Genomic DNA, 24,300 nt, shown 5'->3' on the forward strand with positions numbered 1-24,300 from the left:
GGGAGGTGACCAGGGCAGAGTCGGTCGGGTCCTGTCGGGGGCCTACTCCTCGTCCTGCGGGTAGGGCACGGACCGCTCCCACGCCGCTTCGAACTCGTCACGGCTGATCTCCATCCCAACGTATCGGGGGTCGCGGAGGTCCCGCGGTGGGTTGAGCAGGTCCTCGGCCAGGCGGAACACGCCCTCGGGGGACACCTCCACCTCCCGCAGGCGACGCCCGTCGGGACCGACCTCCACGAGGAAAACGGCCCCCTCCTCGTCGTCGCGCAGGTACACCCGCTCCCGCCCGGCAAGCACCCCGTACCCGGGCAGTGACCGGTGCGCGCAACGCTGCTCCCACAGGTCCGCCAGGGAAGTCCCCGCCAGCGCGTCCAGGTGCAGCTCTTCCTCTGCGGAGGGGCCCATCTGGCGAATGCTCGCCTCGTCGGTGATCACCTCGACCTCGGCGACGTTGTCCACGATCTCCTCGGCAGAAGCGGCCCACACCCACCACCACAGGCCACCCATGCCGTAGTCGTGGCACACCAGGTACCGCTTCCTCACCGCATCCATATCCATCCGGCGAGGGTTCCACAGTACGGCGCAGCGATCCCACCACCGCCCAGGTCGCGTCAGGCTGACCCGGCACCGTCGGAGGTCAGAGGCCCCTTGCCGGCGCCTCACCGTGGGCTGCGTGGCCGCCACCACGTCGTGCCGTCCGCGACATGGCTAGAACAGGGTGGCTGGTGCGACCGTCGACGGCACCGGGCGTGTGTCGAGCGTGGGGGTCGCTAGGTCCAGGTCGATGCTGACGGCGGCGTGGTCGGTGAGGCGCTGCTCGCGGGGTTCCTGCAGGTAGCTGCCGCCGTGTAGTCGGTCGCGTAACGCGGGGCCGACGTGGAGGTAGTCGAAGCGGTAGCCGTTGCCGGACCGGCCGAACCAACTGTGTGGCTGCACGGTGGGGGCGAGGTGCTGGTGGGCGTCGGTGAGCTCGGCGGCGGTCAGTGCGTCGAACAGCTCGTACTCGAACGGCAGCCACACCCCCGGGTAGGGGGGCTGGTGGTCGCGGGGGATGACGTTGTAGTCCCCGCCGAGCACCAGGTGCGCCCGTTCGCTGGCGGTCAGGCCACTGATCGCGGCGACGAGGGTGGTGACGAAGGCCCGCTTGCGTTCGACCTTGGCCGGGGCGCGGTCGCTGGACGGCACGTACACGCCGAGGACGGTGACCGGCGGGTCGGTGTGGATGGTGGCGGCGACGGCCCGGCCGGGGATGCTCAGTGCGGCGGTGATGTCCGGGCGGACGGTCAGCGGAACTCGGCTGATCATGGCGGTGCCGCGGTCGCCGGGCAGGGGCGGGTGGTGCACCTGGCAGCCGGCGCGGCGGAAGCAGTCGAGCAGGTGGGCGGTGCCGTCGCCGCTGCTGGTCTCGGTCAGCAGGAGGATCTGTTCCGGGCGGCCGGTGAGCCAGGCGAGCAGCGCGTCGGCGCGCCGACGGGAGGTCGCCTGGATGTTCAGCGTCAGGATCGATAACACGGCGTCGAGTCTTCACGCCCTAGGGCGGCGGGCGAGCAACGGGGCCAGCGTGTCGATGATGGCGTCCACGACGTGGTCCGGGTCGCGGCGGCGGCAGTCGATCCACGCCTGGTGCCACAGGTGGCCGTTGAGGAAGTCGAACGCCTCCCGGTAGAGCCGCAGCTCGCGTTCGGGTGTGCCGGTGGCCTCCAGCCGGGTCAGCTGGCGGCGCGCGGCGAGGCGGGTGGCGATGACCTGCGGGTCGTCGACCAGGTACAGGGAGATGGCGGGCGGCAGGACGTACCGGTTGTAGCTCCAGATCTCGCGTAGGTCGACCGCGTCGAGGCGCTGCAGCACCAGCGATGACTGGACGTACCGGTCGCTGACGACGATGGTGCCGGCGTCGAGCGCGGGGATGATCTCGTCCTCGATGTGGGTGGTGCGGTCGGCGGCGAGCGCGAGCGCGAGTGCCCGGCCGTGGAGGATGGCCTCGGCCTCACGCAGCAGGTTCCCCAGGGGTGTCCGGGTGGGTTCGGTCGTCAGGTGCACGGGCTGCGCGGTGTGGTGGCGTAGCCGCTCGGCCAGCAGTCCCGCGACGGTGGTCTTACCGACGCCGTTGGGTCCCTCGATCACGACGAACATGGCATCAGGATGCGGCGGGTGTGATCGGGATCAGCGGGAGGCGGATCGCCTCGGGCGGGCACTGCGCGGTGTCGGGCGCGCCGATGCGCTGCCCGTCGGCGATCACCGCGGCGGGGCATCCCTTGCCGCAGGAGTCGTTCACCGCGCACGCTCCGCAGGTCGTGTTGGCGCCGACCTGGTAGCGGTCGTGGAAGCGGTACCGGTCGAGGGCGTCGGCGATCTCCCCGTCGAGGATGTTGCCGATCAGGAACTCGCGGTCGGCGTGCCGGGACTGGGGTGTGCGGGCGGCGAAGACGAGGTAGGGGCAGACGGCGGTGGCGCCGTCGGCGAAGACGTAGATCAGGGTGCCGGCGTCGCAGCCGGACAACGGCCGGGTGTCGTTGGGGAACCGGATCGGCACCAGCTCGACGCGGTCGGCCAGGGGCGCGGTGGCGGCGGCGATGGCCCGCATCGTCTGTTCCGGGGCGGCGAGCCGCCCGTGGGACTTCACGCCCCGCCCGAAGCTCGACAGGGGGTTCATCAGCACGTACGCCGCGCCCAGGTCGGCGGCGAACGCGCACAGCTCGGCGAACTCCTGCGGGCGGGTGAGCACGTTCGGCGTCGACAGGATCCCGTGCAGCAGGCCCGCCTGGGCGAACCGTCGCGTGGTCTCCCGGGTGACGGCGAAGGAGTCGCGGTTGCCCCGGAACCGGCCGTGCGAGGCGGGCCGGAACCCGTCGAAGCTGACGTTGACCCGTACGTTACCCAGCTCGGCGAGGGCGCTGATCTGTTCGTCGCTGGTCAGGGTGGCGTTCGTGCAGATCTTGACGGGGAGGTCCATCCGCGCCGCCGCGGCGCAGATCTGCAGCAGGTGCGGGTGCGCGAACGGCTCGCCGCCGGTCAACGTCAACCGGGTCACCCGGGCCCGCCGCAACCGGGGCAGCACGACGGCGACCATGTCGTTGACGGCGATGTCAGCGCCGACCTGGGTAGAGGACACGAAGCAGTGGGCGCAGTGCAGGTTGCACCGCTGCGTGATCTGCACCAACGCCTTGCGCTCGCCGTCATCGACCGACGTGCGGAAGTAGCAGGAGCTGGCGTGGGTGTCGATGACCAGCGGTTTGCTCATGGGTCCCCCCAGCGCCGGGCCGCTCGCAGGAGCCGTCGAAACATCTCTCCTGCCTCACGGGACTTCCTCATCCAGTAATCCGGCATCCGCTCGTGTCGACCACCCTCGACGCTGATATCCGACACGGGCCTACACGTCACGCCGCCCCTCGTGGTCGACGACCCCGATCTGCGGCACCGCGCCTCCACTGGAAGTGGCGGCCGGGGTAGCGGAAGAGCGAGGTGGTAGGCGTGGGCGCTGGTCCTTCACGGCCGGGCGCGCCGGGGACCGGCGTTGATTTCTCACGTCGACGGTGGTCGACACCCCCAGGCCGATCGAGACTGACCGCGGCGGAAACGAGCACCACCTACGCCACGAACCCCCACCAGGCGCGGCCTGGACAGTCACGGCCGAAACCGGCCGGGTTCCCACCGGTGGCGGGACCGCTGACACACCTCAATTCCTGACTCACGGAGGCAGAGTGCGACTCGACGCGTCGGCCGCAGGCCCGCCCGGGGCTGATCCACCCGCTCGCCTGGCGTGGACATGTGCGGCACTGACCGCTGCGGTGGCGACGCTGGTCCTGGGGACGGCGGCATGGGCGCTCGCCCTCTCACCGGGCCCCATTCCGACGGTGTCCGGGTTGGCGCTGGTGGGAGCGGCGGTCGCCAGCACGGCGGTCACCGCCGGCGGAGCCGTCTACGTTCATCGACTCACCCGCCTGATGGTGACCGCCTCACCTGCCGGCGGCCAGCCGCCCGCAGGACAACAGGAGGTGTACGTCGGCTTGGCCCGCCGGCTGCAGGGCCTCGTGCACCGCGAGATTCAACTGCTGGACGTCCTGGAAGCGCAGGTCGAGGACCCCGATCTGCTCAAGGGCCTGTTCCAGGTCGATCACCTCGCCACCCGCATCCGCCGGTACGCGGAGAACCTCGCCGTGGTCGGCGGGGCGGTGCCACGGCGGCAGTGGAGCCGGCCGCTGCCGCTGGTGGAGGTGCTGCGCTCGGCCATCGCCGAGGTGGAGCAGTACGCGCGGGTGCGGGTGGTGCCGCCGGTCGAGGGAACCCTGCGCGGGCACGCCGGCGCCGACGTGGTGCATCTGCTGGCCGAGCTGATCGAGAACGCGACTACGTTCGCCCCGCCGCACACCGAGGTGACGGTACGGGCCCGGCGGGTAGCCGTCGGCGTCGCGGTCGAGGTCGACGACCGCGGCCTGGGCATGACACACCTGGAGCAGGACCGGGTGAACACCCTGCTGGCCGATCCCCACCGGGTGGAGGTCGGCGACCTGCTCCGCGACGGCCGTATCGGAGCGTGGGTGGTCTCGGCGCTGGCCCGCCGGCACGGCATCACCACCAAGATCCAGAACAACGTGTACGGCGGGACGCAGGCGGTGGTGATCCTCCCGACGGCCCTGCTCGGCGACCGGCAGACCGACCCACCACCGGCCGTGGACACGGCCCGCGCACCCGCACGGGGCGAACCACCACCCGCGGCCGGGTTTCCCCCGTCGACAGGGGTCCCCGCCGCGCCGACCGGTCCGCGTCACCCTCCGGCGGCGCCGCCGCCGGCGGGGACAACCAGCCGGCACCGCCATGTGCCACCGGCGACCCGCGACGACACACCCGGGCAGGCCGGCGAGACACGACCCGTGCTGCCTCGCCGCACCCGCCAGGCACATCTGGCGGCCCCGCTGCGGCAGGCTCGCCCGACGTCGGCGAACCAGCCGTCGGGCGCCCACAACCCGACCCTCATGGCCGACTTCCTGCGCGGCGCCGCCTCCTCCGGAGTACCTGCGGCGGGTGCGGGCGTCAACCACCGACCTGTGTGACAAGGAGCCTGTCTGTGACCACCCCGAAGCAGTCATCCCCGGAACTGGCCTGGCTACTGGAAGGCCTGGTGCGGCGGGTGCCGCACACCCGCAGCGCCCTGCTGCTGTCCTCCGACGGGCTGCCCCGGGCCGCCCACGGCCTCGCCGATGACGCCGCCGACCACCTGGCGGCGATCGCCTCCGGGCTGTTCTCCCTCGCCCGCGGCGTGGGGGACAGGTTCGACACGGGCGGCGGCGTACGGCAGGTCGTGGCCGAACTCGACGAGACACTGCTGTTCGTCACCGCCGCCGGCGACGGCGCCGTGCTGGCGGTCCTGGCCGACCGGCAGGCCGACGCCGGTGTCCTCGGCTACGAGATGTCCCAGATGGTCAAGAGCGTCCGCCCGTACCTGGCGACACCCGTCCGCGACGTCGGCCTCCCCGCCCCCGCCGCCCCGTGATGTCCGGCGCGCACCAGGAGACGTGGGTCGACGACGCGGCGGGACGCCTGGTGCGCCCCTACACCGTCAGCGCGGGACGGACCCGACCCACCACGGCGATGGACCTGCTGTCGTGGGTCGTCGCCACCGGCGTACGACCCCGGGCCCGGCTGGAACCCGACCACGACGTGGCGCTGCGGCTGTGCGGCGCGGCGACCACCGTCGCGGAGATCGCCGCCCGGATGAGGCTACCGGCGGCGGTCACGAAGGTGGTGCTGTCGGACCTGGTGGCCGTCGGCGCGGTCCGCACCCGCCCACCCCACCCGGTCGCCGACCCGACCGACCGATCGATCCTGGAGAGGCTCCTTGCCGGCCTGCAACAGCGACTCTGACCACACCCCACACGCGTTCAAGATCCTCATCGCGGGTGGGTTCGGAGCCGGGAAGACCACCTTCATCACCGCCACCAGCGAGATCCCGCCGCTGTGCACCGAGGAGCTGATCACCGCCGCCAGCGTCGGCACCGACGACCTCACCGGGGTGCAGACGAAGACGACCACCACGGTGGCCCTGGACTTCGGCCGCATCACCATCGACCCCGACACCGTGCTGTACCTGTTCGGCACACCCGGACAGGACCGGTTCTGGTTCCTGTGGGACGAGCTGAGCCACGGCGCGCTCGGCGCGGTGGTCCTGGTCGACACCCGCCGCCTGCCGGACTGCTTCGCCGCCGTGGACTTCTTCGAATCCCGCCGCACCCGGTTCCTGATCGCCGTCAACGAGTTCGACGGCGCCTACCGCCACGACCCCGCAGAGGTTCGCGCCGCCCTGGGCCTGCGGCCTGAGGTGCCGGTCGTGACCTGCGACGCCCGCCACCCCCGGTCCGCGACCGCTGTCCTGGCGACGTTGGTACGCACCCTGCTCACCCCGACATCCACTAGCGCTCACCTCACCCCGGCAGGCAGCCCGACATGACCCACGACGGTTTCGTACCCGCACCCCTCACCCCACCCGACCCGCAGGCGTCACAACGCCTCCACCGCCTCCGCGCCCTCGGCCTCGGCCGGCCGGAACGGGAGTTCGACGACTTCGCCCGCGACCTCGCCGCCATCACCGGCACACCCTGGGCGATGGTCAACTTCCTCGACGACGGCGGCCAGTTCTTCGCCGGCCTCTACACCGGCAGCACCACCCCACCCGGCGTGACGACACCGGCCGGCACCCGGGAGCCCGGCCGGTGGATGCCTCGGGACCAGGGATTCTGCCCCCACGTCGTCCACCGGCGCCGCGCGCTGGTCCTCGACGACGTCTGCGCCTACCCACGCTTCGCCGGCAACCCCGTCGTCGACCAGCTCGGCATCCGCACCTACATGGGCGCCCCCCTGATCGACGCCACCGGCGTCACCCTGGGCACCGTCTGCGTCGTCGGCCCCGAACCCCGCACCTGGGGCCAGGAAGGCCTCACCACCATCAAGACCTGGGCGGCCACCCTCGCCGCCCGCATCCAGCAGCGCCAACCCGGCAGGTGACCGGACGCCGGTCCATCCGGCGGCCCCGGACCGGCCGCAACCACCGGGTGGACCTGGCCGCCCCGCGTCGGGCGAACCCCACCCCAGCGACAGCCCGGCCGGCATCCCACCACCCGCCCCGCGACACCACCGATACACACCGCGGCGACTCCCGAGGAGAGCGGCAGATGGTCGACGGCTACCACCTCACCCCCCACCACACCCGACTACGGCACACGGTCCGGGCGTTCGCCGAAACCGAGATCCGACCACACCTCCCGCACCTGGAGACGGCCCGGACCGTCGCGCACGACCTGTCCCGACACATCGCCCGCCAAGGATGGCTCGGCGCCACGATCGACCCCACCTACGGAGGCCTCGGACTCGGCCACCTCGCCAAGACACTCATCATCGAAGAACTGTCCCGAGTCTGCGCCGCCATGGGCGCCATGCTCCAGGCATCCCACCTCGGCACCGCCAAGATCATCCACTTCGGCAACGACACACAGAAACGAACCTGGCTACCCGCCATCGCCACCGGCGACTGCCTGCCCACCATCGCCGTCACCGAACCCGGATCCGGCAGCCACGTCCTCGGCATCACCACCACCGCCACACCCGACGGCGACGACTACCTCATCACCGGCACGAAGACCTTCGTCGGCAACAGCCACATCGCCGACCTACACGGCGTCGTCGCCCGCACCGGCCCCGGCACCCGCGGACTGACCGCCTTCCTCATCGAAGCCGACCGCCCCGGCGTGCACCTCACCCCACACCAGCCCAGCATGGGCCTGCACGGCTTCAGCTTCGGCGAGATCACCTTCGACAACTGCCGCATCCCCGCGACGAACCGGCTCGGCGCCGAAGGCGACGGCCTCGACATCGCCTACTCCTCCAGCGTCCTGTACGGCAGACCCAACCTCACCGCCGTCGCCCTCGGCATCCACCAGGCCATCCTCGACACCACCACCGCCTACGCGACCAACCAACACCGCTACGGCAAACCCCTGGCCGACCTACCCACCACCAGACACCGCATCGGCGCCATGCAGTCCCGGCTGATGACCGCCCGCCTGACCGCCTACCACGCCGTACACCTACTCGACAGTAGGCAACCCTGCGACGCCGAACTCATCAACGCCAAACTGATCAACGCCGAACACGCCATCGACTCCGCCCGCACCGCCATGGAGATCCACGCCGCACACGGCCTCCACCCCACCCAATCACCCATCGAACGCTACTTCCGCGACACCCTGCACATCGTCGCCCCCGCCGGCACCTCCGACATCCAACTCCTCCGCCTGGCAGAACACGCCCTCGGCACCACCCGACAACCCTGGTCAACCCGGTTCCACTCCTCCGACTCAAAGCGAAGACGAAACCGAGGCGAGGGGACGCCCACACAGCGGACAGGCACGAGCGCAACTGGATCCCCCGCATGCTGACCCGCATCCACACCCGCATCGGTGGCCTGCCCGCCGACACCCGAACCCGGACCGGCGCGTTGCTGCTCACCGCGTCCCTTCTTCTCACCGCCTGCGCCGGACCCTCCGCCAGCGTGAACCCCGAGCCACTGCCCCCGACAACACCTCCGAACAGCGCACCACCGGTCCCCGCCGGACCGGTCCTGAACCGCCTCGCCGACACCCTCACCGACGCGCCCCCCGACACCACCCACGGCGCCTACCAGTACGTCGAGCGCCGCACCTGGTACCGGCGGATGATCGGGTCACCCGGCCCGGACGGGTGGCCTGAGCGGGTCAGCGTCGACCAGTTGTGGCGTACCGACGACGCCGCCGACGGCCGGCTGGTCAGCGTGGACGTCAGTGGCGGACGGTGTATCCCCGACGGCGGAAGCGGCAGATGGACGGGCCAGACCGGCGATCGGTTCGACCAGCCGCCACCGAGCCAACCAGCCGCCCTACGCACCCACCTGCTCCTCACGGCTGGTCCCGGCGAGAACCTTCCCCAGCACGTCGTCGGTGGTATCGCGATGCTCTACGAACGCCACGCGCCCACACGCCCGGTCCGGGCCGCGGTCCTGCGGCTCCTCGCGGAACAACCCGGCATCCTCGCGCAGACCGGCGTCACCGACCGCGTCGGCCGTCCCGGCATCGACGTGATCCTCCCGTACACCTCCGGTGTACCGAGGCGCGACATCCTCACCATCGAGGAGCACAGCGGCGCGCTCCTCGCCGCCTACAGCCTCATCGCCGGCCCCATCCCACCGCAGGACCCACGCCTCGGACCCGACTTCCCAGCAGTGATCATCGCCGACGCCGCCGGCTACCGGCTCTACGTCGACAGCCGCCGCACCCCGAACACCCACACACCGGCGCCGGGCTGCCAGCACCCCAGTCTCCAACCAGGTACAGGTCAACACCTCGCAGCGGCGAGCGGTGACAGCGCCATTCGGGTCATCGACCCCCTGGGCCGCTCCTCGCACCCCGATCAGGGCGTAGACCCCGGCCGCGCCGGAACACCCCCGCCCCCATACTCCCGCCCAGGCCGTCCCGAAGGAGGACAAGAGGGTGAGCGACGTACGACCGGCCAGGACGTTGCCGCCCCTTCGCGACTACCAGCAGGAGGCCGTCGAGGCCATCGTGATAGGCCAGGCCCAAGGTGGTCGCGGCCAGCTACGGGCCGTCTGCGGCAGCGGCAAGTCCCTCGTCGCGGTACACGCCGCCGCGCGGATCTGCCCGACCGGGCTCGTGGTGGTGGCCTGCCCCTCCCTACCCCTGCTCGCCCAGACCCTGGAGGTGTGGGCCACTGCCGGCATGGCCACGCAGGTCCTCGCGGTGTGCAGCGACGAATCCGTCGCCGACGCCGCAGTGCACGTAGCGGATCTTCAATGTCCGGTCACCACACGGCCGGGTGAGATCGCGGACTGGGTCCGACGAACCCCCACCAGCCGGATGCGGCTCATCTTGGTCACCCATGCCTCCGCCGCGTTGGTCGGCGACGGGCTGCACGCCGCCGACACCGCCGCGAGCCTGTTGGTCGTCGACGAGGCGCACCACACCGCTGGATGGCCCGGCAAACACGTCGCCCTCGTGCACCGAGATGAGCACCTGCCGGCCGCGCGACGGCTGTACATGACCGCCACACCACGGATCCTGAGCAGGCGACGCCGTGCGGGTCGTGGGGGCGAAGACGTGTTGTCGATGGACAACGCGGACGTGTTCGGTCCGGTCCACTACAGCTACCCGTTCGCGAGCGCGATCGCCGATGGTTGGCTCGACGACTACCGCATCGTGGTCATCGGGGTCACCTCTGCGGAAGCGCTGGCGGCGCTGCGTCGCCTCGCCCCCCACGCCGTCGTGCGTGCGGGGGCGGCGCCGCTGCGCACCGCAGTGGTGCAGACCGCGCTCGCCCGCGCCGCCACCGAGTTCGGCCTGCGCCGGGTGCTGGTGTTCACCCCACGGGTGGCGCAGTCCCAGGAGTTCTCCCGCACCCTGCCCGCCACCCTGTCGGCCCTGCCCGAGCAGGACCGCCCGAAGGGCCGGTTGACCGTCGGGCATGTGGACGGCACCCAGACGATGACGCAGCGGCAAGATCCACCTGGCCCACCTCACCGACCCACCCGAAAACGGTTGGACCGTGATCTCCAACGCGCGGTGCCTGAGCGAAGGCGTCGACGTGCCCGCAGTTGACGCCGTGGTCTTCACCGCGCCGAAGGAGTCCGAGCCCGACGTCATCCAGGCCGTCGGCCGGGCCCTACGCCGTAACCCCGCCGGATCCGGTATCGCCACCATCCTCCTCCCGGTCCTGCTACCCGACGACCCTGCCGACACCACCAGCGACCTGACCACGGACCTGACCGAATGGACCACACTCCTGCAGGTACTGCGTGCGCTACGCGCCCACGACCAAGGCCTGGCCGCCGACCTCGACAACCAGCGCACCAAGCTGTCCACGGGTGCCGCGGCGCTGCCGCCGCGCTTGCTCGTCCGCCTCCCCGACGGTTACGCCTCCGAGGACCTGCTACGCACGCTCACCGTGCGGGTGCTGGAGGAAACCACCTCGGAATGGCTCGTCGGGTACGCCGCCCTACAAACGTTCCACGCCGAGCACGGGCACCTGCGGTTGCCCGCCGGACACGTCCGCCACGGGGTGCGACTGGAACGCTGGGTCGCCCGGCAACGCGCCGAGTACGAAGCACACCGGCTTGCACAGGACCGGATTCAGCACCTCAACGACATCGGCTTCGACTGGACACCCATGAGCCGGGCCTGGGAGCGGGGCATCACCGCCGCCGCCGCGTTTCACGCCGAACACGGCCACCTCGACGTGCCCACCGGCCACGTCATCGACGGACTCGACCTCAACCTGTGGCTGGGACAACAGCGCCGCTACCACCGCAAGAACACCCTCCCCGACAACCGGGTCGCCGCCCTCACCGCCCTCGGAATCGACTGGAACGCTAAACAGCGCTCCTACGAGGTCGGCTTCGCGGCCCTGCAGCACTTCCACGCCACCCACGGCCACATCCAGGTCCCCTACGGCACGACCGTCAACGGCATCAACCTCTACGACTGGCTCGCCGCCCGACGCACCGACCACCGACTCAGACGCCTCAACGACGACCGCACACGTGCCCTGGAAGCACTCGGCATGCACTGGTCAATCCGCGACGCCGCCTGGCACCGCAACCTCGCCACCGCCACCACGTTCACCCACCGCGAAGGACACCTACTCCCACACAGAGGCCACCGCGAAGGCGACATCGACCTATCTCGCTGGATCCACACCCAACGCATCGCACGACACGACGGCAACCTCCCCCAGGACAAGATTGCCGCCCTCGACGCTATCGGCATGCAATGGGAGATCCCCAGCGGCTGGACCGGAGTACACCAGGTCACCGCGAACCGAAACCGTCGCGCCAGCGGCGACAACCAATCGTTCGACGACAACAAGCCCACCGACCCTCATCTCGCACCGCACCACCCAGGCGGACCGGCCCTGCGCCCACACCCTCGCGTTGTGCCCGGCCCTACGGAGAAATCGCGCCAGTCTCCGCCATCCACCACTCCCGAAGGGACCCACCCATGACGCGCCTGCTGATCGCGACCTACAACTACGAGGCTGGCGGCTACCGCGACGGCACCTTCAACATGCGGCCCCTGCAACAGACGTTCGCCGCCCTCGACACTCCGCCCGCGATCATCCTGTTCTGCGAAGCCAAGCACTACCGACGCAACCAACACGAAGGCTTACGCCTGGCAGAGAAAGCCCTCACCGGGGCACTCCATGCCCCCTACACCGGCCTCCTCGGCACCAGCCAACACGGACCCATCCCACCCGCCATCTTCTACAACACCCACCTCGTCACCCACCTGGACTGGCCCGGCGACGACCCCCACGACCCCGACGTCTTCCCCGACAAACGCAACGTCGGCCACTTCCGCACCAAGGCCACCGGGGCCGAGTTCGGCGCCTGGGTCGCCCACTTCAACTCCCGCAGCGGCACCGCCCGCCTCGACGAAGCGCAACTCCTCGACCGCTACGGCACCGATCCGCTCCCCTTCATCGGCGGCGGCGACCTCAACTCCACCGCCAGCGGCCCGCACTTTCCCCAACGAAACTGGCACACCGCGAACCACCACACCCGCACCCACAAAGGCAAACGGATCGACGACGGCACCCCCGAAGGACGCTGGGAAGCCGACACCGCCGCCATCGACCACCTCATCGGCCGATGGGACCCCACCACCAACCGACGACTCGACGGCGCCGGTTACCACGCCATCGCCGAACTCGCCTGGCTCATCAACCCCAACACCGCGATCGCACCAACCATCATCGACAAACCCGGCGAAGGCGGACCCGACCTCTTCGACTACCTCCTGGCCAACGACACCATGCGCCCACACGTCATCCCCAGCAGCTACCACGTCCACATCCCCGACGGGCCGCCCTTCCCCTCCGACCACCACCTCGTCACCGCCGAGATCGACATCTGACCCGTCGAGGCCGCTGCCGGAAGCAACATCGGACGGATCCCACGATGGCCGTCTCCTACAACGCGGGCGCGGACGATGCAGCCGCTGCAAACGCCAGTCCAACGAGGACCGGGACTTTCCCGTCGCGCCTACTCCAGTCCGACCCAGGGGGAATGACGGCTTGCCGAGCGGCGAGGTCCGTAGCCAAACCCCCGAGCCGCAGCAGTTCGCGTAATCCAGCAGATCGAAATTGTCGATCAGAGCCTGTGAGATGCCTTCGACCTCGAAAAACCGGCCGCCCGGGCCGGTACCGCCGCGGACCCCGAAGCCGATCTCGCGCACCTGCTCCGCCAGCGTCGCCCGCCCTAGCGCGCCGAGCCGGCGGTGTCCATCCGCTACGTCGAGCCATTCGCGCGTCGGCATCAGAATGTGTGCCAGAGCCGGCGTCTTCAACGCTCCCAGGTCCAGCGGTAGCCGACGACGGCTTGTTCGATGTAGGGGCTGAAGCGGCGCACCCGACCGCGGTGTACAGATTCCTTCTCGCTGCGAAGCGGGATGTTCTCCAGTTGATCGGCCCAAGTGCACCACCAGACACTGCTGGGCAGACGGCGGCTGGGGAACGTGACGGCGATGTCGATGTTCTCCGAGCGACCGTAAGCGGGCCGCCGGATCTCGGTGACGGGTTTGCCCCTGGGGTATCGGGTGACGAACTCGATGGAGACGGACTCGCCGAGGCGCAGAGGAGTGTCCAGGATGATCTCGGTTCCGTGCAGCCCGTTGCCGTAACGGAGTGCCTCGCCGCTCCGGCCGCCGTGAATGACATCGACGCCGAGGATGTCGGGTTCCCGGTTGAACACGAAAGCGTCGAGGCCGTCCGCTCGGGCGACGATCGTCTGCAGGGTCCGGCGCTCCTGCAGGGAGCCGTCGGAGCGCAGACGGTAGCGCTCGAAGAGACTGATGGTGCGGTGCCGCTGGGCTCGGGCCATCGGCCGGGGGCGGCGCACGGTGTGGGCGATGCCGGCGGGGTCCGGGTGCCCGGCGAGGGCGGCCAGCAGCGTACGTCCGTGTTGTTCGGACATATCGAAAGCGTCGATGATCCAGCGCAGCGTCTCCGGAGTCAGGCTCTGCCCGTTCAGGGCACGGCGTACTCGGTCCTTAAGTTCACGGGCCAAGCCGGATTCGTCACGCTCGCCGGTGATCCACAGGTGGCGGGTGACCAGCTGGGCGACGGCGGCACGGCTGATGCCGCCGGGCCGCCGGCGCCGGACTTCGGCCTGCCATCGGCCGCGGTAGGTGGGAACCGTGGTCAGCAGTTCGCGCAGCATTCTGGATGTCTGATCGACTCGAGGGTCGTCCATCGGCGGGGTCCTTCCGCGGTTGGGCGGTTTCGCGGCACAGGGTGGTCAGAAAGGTCAGACCGGTGGGTGATTCCCAGGCGACAAGCGACTGACCATGCTCCAAAGCATGGTCTACCAACCGTAGGTGCGCCGTAACTGCGCCGTACGAGTGTTTGACTCGGCACCCCGACCGGAGGTGGCTTCAGATGGGCTGCGGCAACAACAACGTGGGGCGCGAGCTGTTGAGCTCGGGTCCAGTTTCACCGGAAGAGGTCCTCGCAGCCATGATCCGTGCCGCGCCGGTGGTGCCACCTCCGCCGGTACGTCTGCCTCGTGCTCCTCAAAGTGCGAAGTGGGGCCGGAAGGAGCCGGGCGAGCAGCTGAAGCAGATGTTCTACGGAGCCGCCGAGTTCAGCGAGCTGGACGCGCAGGCGGAGAGCACGGTGCACGCCTTCATCGGGCCCGACCATCAGCCGACCGTGGACCCGAATCGGCACATCCACGTCATCCACGACGAGGCAAAAAAGTCGGTCACGCTGGTCATCACCGACCGCACCCAGAGTGGTGACCCGCATCTGCTCAAGATGGAGATCGCCGATGATCCCCCGGGAAAACTGGTCAACCAAGCCATTCACGCACTGGTCGAGGTCATGAACGCGATCCCCGAGGGCCCACGGCACGTGGAGTGGCCGTGACGACAGTGATGGACCGGGTCGCGCAAACTCTCGGCCGGGTCTACGCGATGTCCTGGCCCGCCGAGGTTGCCCGCATGCTGATAACTCCGCGCGGCGACGGTGGGACGACGTCGATACCGCAGGCCTACGAGCTGCTCGCTCGCTTCGGCGTGCGCCTGCCCGCAGAGCTAGTGCCGTTGGCGATCGTCGACGAGGGCTCGATGGCGTGCACCGCGGTTACCACCTGGGGCGCGGTGCAGCCGGGCGAGGTGCTGCGACTGCACCTGTCAGACGTCGACCCCGACGCTCAGCTGCGACCGCTGGACATCGACCCGCTCGCGTACGTGATGTCCCTGAAGCAGGAGCTGGGTGAACGGGAGGAAGGTCTGCGCCGGATTCTCGACGAGATCGGTCCGGCGTATCAGGCGAACTACCTGCAGGTGGAGAAACGCCCGCGGGACTACGTGGTCCGCCCGGTGCGCATCGCCTGCCAGAACGTGATCGTCGGCCTGGCCGCCATAGCTCAGGACTCCGCGTTCGATGGCCTGTCGGTGGTCGCCTGGCAGACCTGCGAACTACCGCACGTGGCTACACATGAGGGCAACCGGACGCTGGCCGCGCTGACGTTGTGCGACGCGTTCCGTAACGGCGGCACGATGGAGATCCGGTTCGACCGGGACGCCCGGGTCGTCAACGGCAACCGGCGCCACTTCTACCGCGGGCATCCGGAGAAGCAGGTCCCGGCGAGTCTGCGTCGCTTCGGGCGGACCGTCGGGGTGGCGCTGGGTGCGGAGGATCCGGCGGCGATCACGCCGGCCGAGGCCCGTGAGCTGTTCCTGGCGATCGCGCCGATGCCAGGCGGGCTCGCCCGACGGGTCCGGGAAGCCGTCGAGACGTACGGGATGGCACCAGAACGCATCTGTTTCGCCCTGTTGTCGCAGGTGTGGCGGGAGATCGAGGTCGACTACCTGCTGGCCACCTCGGCGCGGGCGGCGTCGGTGCTGGAGGGCGGGGCGCCGTGGCAGGCGCGCGGCGCGCGGCAGGCGGAGTCGGTGGCGTGCCGGGCGGCCGTGATGGTCGGCATGCTGTTCCGGCGGCTCGACTCGACGGACAGGGCCGCGGCCGGTGCCGGTGAGGCTCGGGTGGTTGAGGACCGGCGCATCGGGATCGGCTGGAGCATCGACGACGAGTCCGGTGTGGTCACCTTCACCGGCCTGACCCCGGGCGGCCCTCTGCCGTGGACGCACGGGGAGTCGAGCGACGGCACGCTGCGGGTTCGGCCATTCGCGCCACCGGCGTGCGGCCAGGTGGACGCGGTGGTGGTGCCGTCGGACACGCCGGCACCCGACCTTCCGGCCGGAGTGGCGTTGCTGCGCTGCCCGGAGCGACTGCCCGACATTGACAAGAACATCGAGACCCGCTTGCTGAGTTCGAGGATCTCCCGCTGATGGCCACCGAGACCGCATACCTGGCCGGGCTGGCCAAGGACGACACTCTCGCCCGGCTGCTGACGGACATCGCCTCGGCGCAGAGTCGCGCTACCAAGGCCGAACCGGGTGACCGCACCGACATCGCCCGGTTCGAGGCGCTGATGACCCGGCTCGAACAGCGGGCCGCCGGCCCTAAGTCGGCTGTTCGGCTGCCGATCGCGGACCCGGCCGCCTGCGTGAATGTCACTCTGGTCGGCGACGACCCGGCGAGCTGGCCGGACAGTCTGCCCGCGAACGTGCGTGACGATGCCTGCTCGATCGTGGCGCGTGGCCTCGTACCCGTCCTGGTGTTCGATCCGCTGACCGCCGGCATGCCGGCGCGTCCGGAGGCGGTGCCGGCCGTGCCCGAGCCTTCGGACCGCTGGGATTCCGGTGGGGTCCGTGGCAGTCAGGCCGTGGAGGCACGCTTCCGGGCGCAGATCGAGACGGCGCTGTCGGGCCCGCAGCCACGGGCGATCTCGCCGAGCGGCCTCAGCAATCCGGTGGTGACCGAGACGCTCCGGGAATTCGCGGTCGCGCAGCCGGGGGCGTCGGCGTGCCGGGCGCCGGTCGAGTACCGCGACGGCTCCCGGTCGATTCACCCGATGCCGTTGCGGGCGCTACCGCTGCGCGGCCAGCTGGGCCCGGCCGGTCTGACGTTGCGGTTCGCGTTGCTGTCCATCCGGCACACCGAGATGGACGCGGCCGTGGACGGTGCCTGGTTGCGCAATGCGGAGATCTCCCGGCCGCGGCCGGCCGCGCAGACCGACGATTTGGTGTACGACCTGAGCCGCCGCCAGTTTACCGAGCTGACCCTGCACGCCACCCAGGTGCGGTTGTACCTGTACCAGACCGGCCTGGAGACGGCCGTCATCGGCTTCTACAAAGCACTGGCGGACCACCTGCTCGCGCACCCGCGCAGCATCGCCGTCCAGCCGATGTACTACGACGGCGCCGCGCCCAACGGCAAGCAGAGCCCCGGGACGGTCGTCGACAGCGCACTGTTCCGGAAGGGAACCCCGTGGACGATGTGACCGAACCGCGCCGTGGACCCTCCGACTCGCACATGCGGGCGTTCGTCTGCAAGGAGTGCCGCCGTGACGTCGAGCGGTTGGAGCGCGAGGTGGCCCAGCTGGAGACGGCCTCCGGGCGCGACCGCAAACGCCTGCCGAAGGTGCGGTCCGAGCTAGCCAAACGCCGGGACCGGGCGACGTACAACGAGAACTGGGCGCGCAACGTCGTCGAGCGAGGCGGGTCGCGCTCCGACCGATGCCGGGAGCATCGGCAGAAGCATCGCACCGACATCCAGGGCATGGCGGTCGCCTACATCGACGTGGAGACCGTGGGTGAGGTCGCCGATCGGGAGAACCCAACCGGTCCGCTGGGCGGGCTGGGTCCGCTGCCCACGTCCCACGAGATCGTCGAAGGCACCACTTATGACCTGGAGAAGGTCAACGTCGGCATGACCGACGAGCACATCGTCGAGATGGTGCGGCTGCTGCGGGACCGGCGGGTGCTGATCCTCAAAGCGGGCACCGGTACGGGTAAGTCGACATTCGCGCCGTACCGGTTGATGGATCCGCCGCCGGCATCCCTGCAGGGTCTGCCCGCCCGGACACCGTTCGGCCGGCTCACCGAGCTGGGCCCGATCGTCGTCACCGAGCCGCGGGTGCAGGCGGCGGTCGGGGTGGCGTCGTTCGTCGGGGGCGTGATGTCCGGCGCCGGTGGGGTCGGCCCGGGCTTCCCGGTCGGCTATCAGGTGTCCGGTGACCGGGCTCACGACGACGCGTGCGAGCTGATCTACGTCACCGACGGCACGATGATCAACTGGTTGCGCGAGGGACGGCTCAGCCGGATCGGGACGGTCATCGTCGACGAGGCTCACGAGCGCAGCACCAACATCGACTTCATCATGGGGTTCCTGCGGCGGGAACTGGACCGTTACCCACACCTGCGGGTCATCATCACGTCCGCGACCTTCAACGTAGCCTTCTACCAGGAGTTCTTCGACCAGGGCCGGCCGGAGGGCCCGCCGGTCGCGCACGTCATGGAGGTCCCGGCGGAGAAGGCGTTCGGGTACGGGATGCCGCTGTTCCCCGCCCTGGACACGGCCGAGCCCGGCGAGGATGACGTGCTGGACCGCTGGAGCGACGAGGCACTGCCGCTGTCGTCGCAGCAGCCGCGCGACGACCGAGAGTTCGTCCGCAGGCACTGGCCGACCCGGTTGGCGCCCGCGCTGAGCGCCGACGACGTCACCAGCCAGGACGACGAAGGGTACGAGGAAGACGTCTGGAACACCACGGCGCGACTGCTGGACCTGCGATACACCGGCAATGTGCCGACCGAACAGTGGCGTGCCCGAATGCCCGACGAGATGGCCGACTTCGTGGTTCAGCTGGCGCAGGGCCTCGACGAGCGTGGCATCTACGGCGACATCCTCGCATTCCTGCCGACCAAACGCACCATCGAACCGGTCGTCGCCGAGATCGAGCGCCGGCTCGGCCGGGCGTACGAGGGCCATGTCTTTCCTTTGATCTCCTCCCTGAAGAAGGACCAGCAGAAAGCCGCCCTGGCCAAACGCCGCAAGGGCGATCCCCGCAAGATCGTGATCTCGACGAACCTGGCCGAGACGTCACTGACGGTCGAAGGCGTTCGGTTCGTCGTGGACAGCGGCCTCATCGCCCAGTCCGAGTGGGATCCCGACCTGGCCAAAGGTGACATCCCCACCAAACCGCACAGCCAGGCCGGCATCAAGCAACGCTGGGGCCGGGTCGGGCGCAAGGCACCCGGCTGGGTGTTCCCGCTCTACTCCAAGGGCCAGTACCTCGCCCTGGCCGAGGACACGCCACCCGGCTCAACCCGGGAAAACCTGGAAGCACTGGTGATGACCGCACGGATGGGCGGCATCGACGACGTGCTCACCTTCCCGTGGCCGGCCGCGTTCGAGCCGACCACCACCGAGCTCGACGACACCGCCCGGCGGGCGACGGAGACCTTCCGGCGGGAACTGGTCCGGGCCGACGCCGCGCTGCGCGCCGGCGGCGCTGTCGACGGCGACGGGCATCCCACCTCGTTCGGGCGGGAATTGATCCGATTCCAGGGCCTGGGCTCCACCGGCAGTGCCCTTGCCATCCTGTACGCCGATCGCCTCACCTGCGTGCCCGAAGTGGTCACCGTCCTGGCGCTGCTGGAGGATGCCCGCCTGGTCGGGCGCCGGAGTCTGCTGCAGGACGAGCCGAAGTGGCCCGACGAGTGGCGGCTGGAAGCCGCCGACCGTCATCGGGGCCTGGCCTCGCTCTGCGCCGACGATGCCGAACTGGTGCTCCTGATCGCCGCGGCGTGGGACCGCGCCGACCCGTCGAGCGCACCGTGGGAGCAGTCTGAGGCCCGGCACCGATGGGCCCGGCAGTGGTGGATCAACCATGAGCTGCTGCTGGAGACCGCACGCAAACGCCAGGATGTGCTATCCGCGCTCTCGCCCGCGATGAAAGAGCAGGTCAAGCGCTTCCTTGAGCTGTCGCTGATCGACCGGGTCCGCGGCGTCCTCACCCGCTCACTGGCCGGACACCGATTCCGGCAGGACAGCGAGCGCCTGTTCACCCGCCTCACCTCGGCAGCCGCTGACGCCCCCGCTACCGTCTTCAGCCTCGAGGACGACACGGGCATCGTGCCGGTAGCGACCGAGGTGATCGCTCTGCGCCGCCGGGAGAGCCGTACCGACAGCCGCGTCTCCAGCCTGGTCGCCGCCCAGCCCTGGGCATTGCCGGAGGTCGGCGATCAGCATCCGACCGGCCCCGCCGACGCGATCCGCATGGTCGTCGCGGCCTCCCGTCACGCCCCGGCACGGCCCGAACTCAATCAGCACCTGGCGCTGCTGGAGAGCTGGCCGGTCGGGCAGCGGATCCGGTTGCGCGTCAGCGAGTCCAGCACCGTCGACGAGGTGCTGGCCGCGATCGAGCCGTTCCCGCAGCCGACCGAGGAACCCAGCGCGGGGCGCCGAAGCCGCCGTCGCCGCCCCGACACCGAGGATGCCGAAGCGACCCGAGCCGACAGCGACGGCGAGCTGAGGCTGCCAGGCGTCCGGATCGGTTACGCCGACGAGGACACCGTGCGCGCCGACGCGTTCCGGCGCAACGACCGGGAGATCGAGGCGTATGCCGCCTGCGGCGAATGTCCCCGTTGCCTGGCCGGACAGACCACCGCCTGCGAGCAGCTCACCCCGGCACGATCGGCGCCGGCGGGCCGGGAGGACCCGGTCCGGGCCTGGCGGGCCGCCGCCCGCCGGGGCATCGACGTCTCGGTGCCCGCCGTCGAACTGCCGGACGGCTCGCCGAGCGAGGACGACTGGTACGAGGTGGTCGCCTACCGCCCTGGTGACGACCGGGCGACCGTGGTTCTCCGACCGGATTGGCGGGCCGGCGCCCGCGGCAACCCGGCCTCGCACCACGACGTGCAGGCGGGCGACCCGATCGAGGTCACGGTCGGGCCGGTACTACGCCATCACGGTGGTCCACTGCGCGCTTTCGATCGTGTCGACGGACGCGGCCGATTCGTGCTCGCCGAGGCCAGCAGCCACAAGGGTGAGCTGCAGGAGAAACGCCGCGAGATCGCCGCATCGCTGCACCGCGGGAGTCGCGGACTGCTGGAGTCACTGGCCGCGGGGGCGACACTCGTCGCGACGGTGATGCCGGCCCGCTCCCGCGACTGCTACACCATCACCCTGCTCGAACTGCTTCATCAGCATCTGGGCAAGGCGTCCGCGGGCTCCGGCATCGAATACCAGGCGACGGACCCGACCCAGCGCACAGCGGCCCGGACCCGCCTGTTCAACGCGATCGTGTCCGAGCCACCGGACGAGTCAGGGCGTGCTCAGGCCGTCCTGCTGCACCGGGACTCGGCCCGCGGCATCCGGCATGTCGTCACACTGTTCGTCCGCAACCAAGCCGACGAGCCCGCGCCTGTCCTGGGAGCCGGTCAGCCGTTGCTTCTGCATCTGGTCCGGGACCGGTCGCGGCTCGACGTCAGCGACCTGGACCTGGCCGCGCTGCGGGAGATCGTCCGGCACTCCAACCGCCAACTCGAACTGTCCAGAACCGGCGACCAGCAATCCGGCCCCGACGACCAGGACGACGAGCTGGCACCGCCCGGCACGGCGCTCCTCGCACGCTCGGAGCAGCCGCTGTCACGCTCGGCGGCCACCCGCCTGGCCGAGCTCAGCGACGACCCGCAGTGGGCTAACGAGGTCTGGTCCTTCTGGGCCCGCACCCACCATCTGACGTTGAACGGGTCGAGGCCGTACCGGCCCGGCACCCGCACCGAGCCGGCCGAAGCGTCCGCGGACGTGGTCGTGGCCGTCGACTCACCGCTGGAGGAGCAGCGGCGACTCACCAAGCGGTTCGCCGACCAGCATCCGGTCGGCTCCGTCGTCCAGGCGACCGTGCTGACCGTGCTGACCCACGGCGCGTACGCCGAGCTTGTTCCCGGCCTCGAAGGGTTGATTCCGATCCGGGAACTGAGCTGGTCGTTCGTAGAGGATCCGACGCTGGTCGCCACCCCCGGTGACATCGTGCGGCTGCTGGTGACGAGCATCCCCGACGCGCCCGACAAGATCGAGTTGTCGCTGCGGCGGCTCACCCCGAAGCCTTATCAGCTGTATGCGGCCCGGCACGACATCGGCGATCAGATCGAAGCGGTCGTCAATCGGGTCACCGACGGGCGGGTCTTCGTCGACATCGAGCCCGGCGTCAGCGGGTCGGTGCACATCGCTCAGCTCTCCTACCAGCGGCTGGACACCTGCGCGGACGTGGTCGCCGAAGGCGATCGCATCACTGCGAAGATCATCAAGCTCGACGACGAGCGCGAACGCGTCGAACTCTCCGTCAAGCAGCTTCAGCCACCGCCGTACGAAGTGTTCCGGTCCACCCACCCGGTCAACACCACTACCTACGGCACGGTCCGCAACGCGACCCGCACCCACGTGTACGTCGACCTGGACGACGGGGTCACCGGCGTCGTCTTCCGCCGCGACCTCGCTCACCGGCGGGTGGAGGACGCCGCCCTCGTGGCCCAGCCCGGCGAGACGATGATGACCCTGATCAAGGGATACAACGACCAGCGTGAACAGGTCGAGCTGTCACGCAAGGCGCTGATCCCCAAACCCTTCGCGCAATACCGCAGCAGGCATCGGGCCGGCGAACATGTCGACGGGGTGGTCAGCCGGACGAGCGACCAGTTCGTCTTCCTCGACCTCGAAGAAGGCGTCAGCGGCCGCATTCACGTTCAGGAACTCGACCACGCCCGCGTGCATGATGTGGTCGGGAGCTTCCCGCCCGGCAGCTGGATTAGGTGCCAGATCCTGGACTTCAAGGACGACCGCGAAATGGTGCTGCTGTCGAGAAAAGCGCTGATCCCCAAGCCGTACGCGGAATACCGCGGCCGGCACTGGGTCGGCCAGCACGTCGACGGCTTCGTCTCGGGCACCAGCGACCAGTTCGTGTTCCTCGACCTCGGAAGTGGCGTCAGCGGGCGTATTCACGCTCGCGAACTCGACCACAACCGGGTCCACGACATCGCCGCCACCTTCCCGATCGGTACCCGGATCACCGCCCAGATCCTGGAGTTCAAAGACGATCGGGACACCGTCTCGCTGTCCCGCAAGGCGTTGTTGCTGCCGCCGTACGACCAGTTCAAGTCCTGGTATGCGATCGGTTCAGCGGTCCAGGGCACCGTCAACAATCTGAACCAGTCGTTCGTCTACGTAACCCTGACCAGCGGAGTCACCGGCATCATCCACATCAGCAGGCTTGCCGCCTATCGCGTCGGTCACCCCAGCGAGGTAGTCAGTCAAGGCCAATGGCTGACTGCTCGCGTCGTCGGGTTCAACGATGAACGCAAACAGGTCGAACTCTCGCTTCGTGACTGATTCGACCTACGGACCAGAAGGTTAGTAGTGAACAGCACGTCAGCCAGTTCCTGCTCGTCCAGCCGACAAGGGCCCCAGCCGGGCTCCTCCCGGTCGTCGATCCCGTCGGATGCGGCGGGCACCAGGTCTAGGCCGGTGCCTCGGACGCGTTCCACCATGCGGCCCGGCTCGATCTCGTACTCGGCGGCGACGATCACGCGTTCGGTTTGGGCAAGGTTGAGCAGCAGCAGAGGCTCCCACGCTGGGATCACGAGTTCTGGTTCGAACAAACTCCGCAGAATGGCGGTGCCCCACACCGACGGATTGCGCGCCTCGAGGTCGTCGCTGGCCCGGCGAAGGACGCAGCAGCCACCGAGCCGCAAGGCCGGATCCCACGGGTCTGCGGCGAACTGGCTGCTCGATGGCAGCGGAGTCACTTCGTCGAGGTCGGCGGCGGTGGGCTGCGTCAGCTGCCAGCCACAGATCCCGTGAGAACCCCGTACGGGCAGTCCGGCGTCAATGACCACTAAACGCTCCGACGGCATCGGCGGACCAGCGAGATAGGCGGCCAGGTCGGCAGGAAACTGGTCGGGCATCCCTGGTCGGCGCAGCACTTCAAGGACGCCCAGAGCACGCAGGTTGTTGCGAGTGAGCCGGCGTCCCCAGTGGTTCTCGCCGCCGTCGCCGTAGTACAGGTACCTGCGGACCCCGGCAGCGGCGCCAGCGGCGGTGTTCACCGCCCGGGTCTCCGGCCAGGCGAGGACTAGCTTGGCCAACTCGGCATCGCCCATGGCGGCGAGCTGGTCACGCACTTTCCCAGCACGCTCGAGGAAAGCGGCGATAGCCGACATGAGGGCGAGCTCGGTTGAAGAGTCGGTCACCATCACATCGTGCACCCGGGCGGAAGCGGGGGGACGTGTGTGTCGGCACCGCGACGCCATCGAACGCTAGGCCCTTCCAGCGGATTTTCGACGCCCGGTAGTCGACGAG

At 69.8% G+C, this 24,300-nt stretch carries 20 protein-coding genes; 13 read left to right on the forward strand and 7 right to left on the reverse strand.

Annotated elements, in window-relative coordinates; all coding sequences use genetic code 11:
- Window positions 1-42: 42 nt before the first annotated feature.
- From ACWCHM_RS29810 to ACWCHM_RS29825, 4 genes are all read right to left on the reverse strand, one after another.
- Entirely contained in the window at window positions 43-543 is a 501-nt protein-coding gene (locus ACWCHM_RS29810) for a hypothetical protein (RefSeq protein WP_454220714.1), read from the reverse strand.
- Window positions 544-708: 165 nt separating this feature from the next.
- Entirely contained in the window at window positions 709-1,512 is an 804-nt protein-coding gene (locus tag ACWCHM_RS29815) for an exodeoxyribonuclease III (protein ID WP_454220715.1), read from the reverse strand.
- A 12-nt stretch (window positions 1,513-1,524) separates the two neighbouring features.
- A complete protein-coding gene (gene tmk, locus ACWCHM_RS29820; protein WP_454220717.1) occupies window positions 1,525-2,133 on the reverse strand; it encodes a dTMP kinase in 609 nt (202 codons plus the stop codon).
- Window positions 2,134-2,137: 4 nt separating this feature from the next.
- Window positions 2,138-3,241, reverse strand: a complete 1,104-nt coding sequence (locus ACWCHM_RS29825) for a radical SAM protein (protein ID WP_454220718.1) — start codon at window positions 3,239-3,241, stop codon at window positions 2,138-2,140.
- Window positions 3,242-3,863: 622 nt separating this feature from the next.
- Between ACWCHM_RS29825 and ACWCHM_RS29830 the strand changes: the two genes are divergently transcribed.
- The 6 genes from ACWCHM_RS29830 (at window position 3,864) to ACWCHM_RS29855 (ending at window position 8,429) form a co-directional block, all read left to right on the forward strand.
- Window positions 3,864-5,051: an ATP-binding protein gene (locus ACWCHM_RS29830; RefSeq protein WP_454220720.1), complete on the forward strand. Its 1,188-nt coding sequence runs from the start codon at window positions 3,864-3,866 to the stop codon at window positions 5,049-5,051.
- A gap of 14 nt (window positions 5,052-5,065) precedes the next feature.
- Window positions 5,066-5,491, forward strand: a complete 426-nt coding sequence (locus tag ACWCHM_RS29835; protein WP_454220721.1) for a roadblock/LC7 domain-containing protein — start codon at window positions 5,066-5,068, stop codon at window positions 5,489-5,491.
- Complete coding sequence (locus ACWCHM_RS29840) at window positions 5,491-5,862, forward strand: DUF742 domain-containing protein (protein WP_454220722.1); 372 nt, start codon at window positions 5,491-5,493, stop codon at window positions 5,860-5,862. Before ACWCHM_RS29835 ends, ACWCHM_RS29840 begins: the two co-directional genes overlap by 1 nt.
- Window positions 5,837-6,445 (forward strand): GTP-binding protein, encoded by a 609-nt coding sequence (locus tag ACWCHM_RS29845; protein WP_454220723.1) that lies wholly within the window; start codon window positions 5,837-5,839, stop codon window positions 6,443-6,445. The genes ACWCHM_RS29840 and ACWCHM_RS29845 overlap by 26 nt, the downstream gene beginning before the upstream one ends.
- Window positions 6,442-6,999 carry a GAF domain-containing protein gene (locus ACWCHM_RS29850; protein ID WP_454220724.1) on the forward strand — a complete coding sequence of 186 codons (558 nt, stop codon included), beginning with the start codon at window positions 6,442-6,444 and terminating at the stop codon, window positions 6,997-6,999. Before ACWCHM_RS29845 ends, ACWCHM_RS29850 begins: the two co-directional genes overlap by 4 nt.
- Before the next feature lie 167 nt (window positions 7,000-7,166).
- Window positions 7,167-8,429, forward strand: a complete 1,263-nt coding sequence (locus ACWCHM_RS29855) for an acyl-CoA dehydrogenase family protein (RefSeq protein WP_454220726.1) — start codon at window positions 7,167-7,169, stop codon at window positions 8,427-8,429.
- A gap of 476 nt (window positions 8,430-8,905) precedes the next feature.
- On the opposite strand, the gene ACWCHM_RS29860 is transcribed toward ACWCHM_RS29855, so the two are convergent.
- The gene (locus ACWCHM_RS29860; RefSeq protein WP_454220727.1) at window positions 8,906-9,337 is read right to left on the reverse strand and encodes a hypothetical protein; all 432 of its coding nucleotides are present in this window, start codon (window positions 9,335-9,337) and stop codon (window positions 8,906-8,908) included.
- Between the two features lie 178 nt (window positions 9,338-9,515).
- Here ACWCHM_RS29860 and ACWCHM_RS29865 point away from each other — a divergent pair, with 178 nt between their 5' ends.
- Genes ACWCHM_RS29865 through ACWCHM_RS29875 form a run of 3 tightly spaced genes read left to right on the forward strand, consistent with a single transcriptional unit; the run spans window position 9,516 to window position 12,950 of the window.
- Entirely contained in the window at window positions 9,516-10,637 is a 1,122-nt protein-coding gene (locus ACWCHM_RS29865; RefSeq protein ID WP_454220729.1) for a DEAD/DEAH box helicase family protein, read from the forward strand.
- Window positions 10,585-12,039, forward strand: a complete 1,455-nt coding sequence (locus tag ACWCHM_RS29870) for a Helicase associated domain protein (protein WP_454220730.1) — start codon at window positions 10,585-10,587, stop codon at window positions 12,037-12,039. The genes ACWCHM_RS29865 and ACWCHM_RS29870 overlap by 53 nt, the downstream gene beginning before the upstream one ends.
- On the forward strand, window positions 12,036-12,950 hold the full coding sequence (locus tag ACWCHM_RS29875; protein ID WP_454220731.1) for an endonuclease/exonuclease/phosphatase family protein: 915 nt from the start codon (window positions 12,036-12,038) through the stop codon (window positions 12,948-12,950). Before ACWCHM_RS29870 ends, ACWCHM_RS29875 begins: the two co-directional genes overlap by 4 nt.
- Before the next feature lie 428 nt (window positions 12,951-13,378).
- Here ACWCHM_RS29875 and ACWCHM_RS29880 read toward each other — a convergent pair whose 3' ends face one another.
- Entirely contained in the window at window positions 13,379-14,287 is a 909-nt protein-coding gene (locus ACWCHM_RS29880) for a hypothetical protein (protein ID WP_454220733.1), read from the reverse strand.
- A gap of 185 nt (window positions 14,288-14,472) precedes the next feature.
- On the opposite strand from ACWCHM_RS29880, the gene ACWCHM_RS29885 reads away from it, so the two are divergent.
- The 4 genes from ACWCHM_RS29885 to ACWCHM_RS29900 are packed head-to-tail and all read left to right on the forward strand — an operon-like array spanning window position 14,473 to window position 23,331.
- A complete protein-coding gene (locus ACWCHM_RS29885; protein WP_454220735.1) occupies window positions 14,473-14,961 on the forward strand; it encodes a hypothetical protein in 489 nt (162 codons plus the stop codon).
- Window positions 14,962-14,969: 8 nt separating this feature from the next.
- The gene (locus tag ACWCHM_RS29890) at window positions 14,970-16,388 is read left to right on the forward strand and encodes a hypothetical protein (RefSeq protein ID WP_454220736.1); all 1,419 of its coding nucleotides are present in this window, start codon (window positions 14,970-14,972) and stop codon (window positions 16,386-16,388) included.
- Complete coding sequence (locus ACWCHM_RS29895; protein WP_454220737.1) at window positions 16,388-17,443, forward strand: hypothetical protein; 1,056 nt, start codon at window positions 16,388-16,390, stop codon at window positions 17,441-17,443. The genes ACWCHM_RS29890 and ACWCHM_RS29895 overlap by 1 nt, the downstream gene beginning before the upstream one ends.
- Window positions 17,431-23,331, forward strand: coding sequence for a S1 RNA-binding domain-containing protein (locus ACWCHM_RS29900; RefSeq protein ID WP_454220738.1), 5,901 nt, complete (start codon window positions 17,431-17,433; stop codon window positions 23,329-23,331). Before ACWCHM_RS29895 ends, ACWCHM_RS29900 begins: the two co-directional genes overlap by 13 nt.
- Here ACWCHM_RS29900 and ACWCHM_RS29905 read toward each other — a convergent pair.
- Window positions 23,253-24,191 carry a hypothetical protein gene (locus ACWCHM_RS29905; protein ID WP_454220739.1) on the reverse strand — a complete coding sequence of 313 codons (939 nt, stop codon included), beginning with the start codon at window positions 24,189-24,191 and terminating at the stop codon, window positions 23,253-23,255. The genes ACWCHM_RS29900 and ACWCHM_RS29905 overlap by 79 nt on opposite strands.
- Window positions 24,192-24,300 lie beyond the last annotated feature (109 nt).

Source organism: Micromonospora sp. SCSIO 07396 (genome assembly GCF_053667945.1).